The following is a 3,185-nucleotide window of genomic DNA, read 5'->3' on the forward strand; positions in this document are numbered from 1 at the left end:
GTCCCCAGTATAGGTGATGCGGTTTACCAGGCAGGGCGCGCCGCCGACGGCCATCTCGCGGAAATCCATGAATCGGAAGGCCTTGGTGGAGATGTCGACATCGACCAGCTTCTGCAGCAGGTCGCGAGATTTCGGCCCGGCGATCGACAGGCCGACCAGTGTCTGGTCGAAGCGGTGGATGCGCACGGAGCCGTCCTTCGGCAGGTGCTTCTCGAACCAGCGCATATGGTATTTCTGCGCGGCCGACGAGCCCCAGATCATGAAGCGGTCCTCGCCTGACTTGGCGATGGTGAAGTCGCCGATCAGCTTGCCGAACTCGTTGACCATCGGGGTCAGCACGATGCGGCCAACCTTCGGCATGCGGTTGGTCATCAGCCGGTTGAGGAATTCCTCGGCTGACGGTCCGGAGACTTCGTATTTGGCGAAGTTGGCGATCTCGGTGACGCCGACCTTCTCACGCGTGGCGCGCACCTCCTCGCCGATCGGGCCGAAGTCGTTGGAGCGATGGAAGGAGACGATGTCCTTGGGCTCGGTACCCTTCGGGGCGAACCAGAGCGGGGTTTCCAAGCCCCACGAGTCGCCCATGACGGCGTTGTTGGCGAGCATGGTGTCGTAGAGCGGCGTCGTCTGCGCGGGGCGGGCGGCGGGCAACTCTTCGTTCGGGAAGCGGATCGAGAAGCGGCGCGAATAATTCTCGCGCACCTTGGCATTGGTGTACCGCAGGCTCGCCCATTCGCCGAAGCGGGCCACATCCATGCCCCAGACGTCGAAGCCCGGATCGCCATGCACCATCCAGTTGGAGAGCGCGAGGCCGACGCCGCCGCCCTGGCTGAAGCCGGCCATCACGGCGCAGGCGCACCAGAAATTGGTCAGGCCCTGCACCGGGCCTACCAGCGGGTTGCCGTCGAGCGCGAAGGTGAAGGGGCCATTGATGATCTGCTTGATGCCGGCCTTCTCGATGCCGGGGAAATGCTTGAAGCCGATCTCCAGCGACGGCGCGATGCGATCGATGTCGGGCTGCAAGAGTTCATGGCCGAAATCCCAGGGCGTGTTGACCGGCGACCACGGCTTGCAGGCCTTTTCATAGGTGCCGAGCAGGATGCCGTTGCGCTCCTGGCGGGTATAGATCTCGCCCTTGAAATCGAGCACGCCGATCATCTCGCGGCCAGTCGACTTGTTGAACTCCTCGACCTCCGGCATCGGCTCGGTGAGCAGGTACATATGCTCCATCGCCAGCACCGGCAGCTCGACGCCGACCATGCGGCCGATCTCGCGCGCCCACAGGCCACCGCAGTTGACGACGTGCTCGGCGTGGACCGTGCCCTGTTCGGTAACGACGTTCCAGGTGCCGTCCGGCTGCTGCGTCAGGTCGACGACACGGTTGCGCAGCACGATCTCAGCGCCAAGCTTCTTCGCCGCCTTCGAATAGGCGATGGTCGTGCCGGACGGGTCGAGATGGCCTTCGACCGGATCCCACATGGCGCCGACGAAGTTCTTGTCGTCCATCAGCGGGAACATCGCCTTGGCTTCCGACGGCGTGATCAGCTCGGTGTCCATGCCGAGATATCGGCCCTTGGCGTGGGCGAGCCGCAGAAAGTCCATGCGCTCAGGCGTATCCGCCATCATCACGCCGCCGGTGAGGTGCAGCGAGCAGGACTGGCCGGAAAGCTCCTCGATCTCCTTGTAGAGCTGCACCGTATAGGCCTGCAGCTTGGCGACGTTGGGGTCGCCGTTCAGCGTGTGAAAGCCGCCCGCCGCATGCCAGGAGGAGCCCGAGGTCAGTTCCGAACGCTCGATCAGCATGATGTCGGTCCAGCCGGCCTTGGCCAGATGGTAGAGCACCGAGCAGCCAACAACACCGCCGCCGATGACAACCGCTTTGACGTGAGATTTCATGAAGATAGGTCCGTGTTTGAAGAGATTGAATCATGTTTCGGCGCGCCGCCAGACATTGACCGGCGCACCGATTGGCGCGCAGAAAATCAAAAATCGGTCGGGGCGCCGCCTTCGGCGCGGCGTTTCTCGACGAAGTCGTTGAGTTCTTCGCGGGTCGCCGGGTCCATATAGGGTTCTTCGTAGGACGCCAGCCGCTCCTTCCAGACCCGGTTGGCCTTTTCGAGCGCCGTTGGCGAACCGGCTTCCGTCCAGCTTTCGAAATTGCGCCAGTCGGAGAGGATTGGCGAGTAGAAGGCGGTCTTGTAGCGGTCCTGCGTGTGCTGGGTGCCGAAGAAGTGGCCGCCCGGGCCGACCGACTGGATGGCGTCGAAGCCGAGCGCGTCCTCGGACAGGTCGAGCGGGGTCAGGAACTCGGCCACCATCTGCAGCAGGTCGATGTCGAGGATGGTCTTTTCGTAGGAGCAGCGCAGGCCGCCCTCGAGCCAGCCGGCCCCGTGCATCATCAGATTGCCGCCGCCCTGGATGGCGCCCCACAGCGAAAAGACGCTTTCGTAGGCGGCCTGTGCGTCGACCGTGTTGGCAGCGCAGGTGTTGGAGGTGCGGTAGGGGATGTTGTAGCGGCGGGCGAGCTGGCCGCCGACGAGCTGCGCCTTCATGTATTCGGGCGTGCCGAAGGCCGGCGCGCCCGACTTCATGTCGACATTGGAGGTGAAGCCGCCATAGCCGACCGGCGCGCCTGTCTTCACCATCTGCGCAAACGCGATGCCTGATAGCGCTTCCGCATTCTGCTGCACCAGCGCGCCGGCGATTGTGACAGGCGCCATCGCGCCCGACAGCGTGAACGGCGTGACGATGACGACCTGGCCTTTGCTCGACATCTGGATGATGCCTTCCATCATCGGCACGTCGAGCTTGAGTGGCGAGTTGGTGTTGATGATGGTGAAGACGGAAGGCTCTTCCAGCATCTGCTCATGGCTGACGCCGCGCGCGATCCTGGCGATCTCGATGCCGTCGACATTGCGCTCCTTGCCGAGCGAATAGACGTGGAACACCTTGTCGGTCAGCATGGCGAGGTCGCGGATGCATTCCAGGTGCCGGACCGAGGGGTGGATGTCGATCGGCTCGACCGGATAGCCGCCGGTGCAGTTGAGGATGTTGTGCATCTGCGCCAGGCGCAGGAAGTTGCGGTAGTCGGCCTGGTTGCCCGGCCGGCGGCCGCGGTCGAGATCGGAGCAGTTGGGCGCCGAGGCCATCATCGAGAGGACCACGTTGTTGCCGCCGAAGCGCAC

Annotated in this window: 2 protein-coding genes; both read right to left on the reverse strand. The window is 63.9% G+C overall.

All coding sequences use genetic code 11. From position 1 onward, the window contains the following. The coding region (locus EOA33_RS29480; RefSeq protein WP_145989339.1) for an FAD-dependent oxidoreductase at positions 1 to 1,896 on the reverse strand (1,896 nt) is incomplete at its 3' end. Between the two features lie 86 nt (positions 1,897 to 1,982). Beyond that, the coding region (locus EOA33_RS29485) for a trimethylamine methyltransferase family protein (protein WP_127407242.1) at positions 1,983 to 3,185 on the reverse strand (1,203 nt) is incomplete at its 5' end.

Origin of the sequence: Mesorhizobium sp. M4A.F.Ca.ET.050.02.1.1 (assembly GCF_003997725.1) — a bacterium.
Classification (GTDB): domain Bacteria; phylum Pseudomonadota; class Alphaproteobacteria; order Rhizobiales; family Rhizobiaceae; genus Mesorhizobium.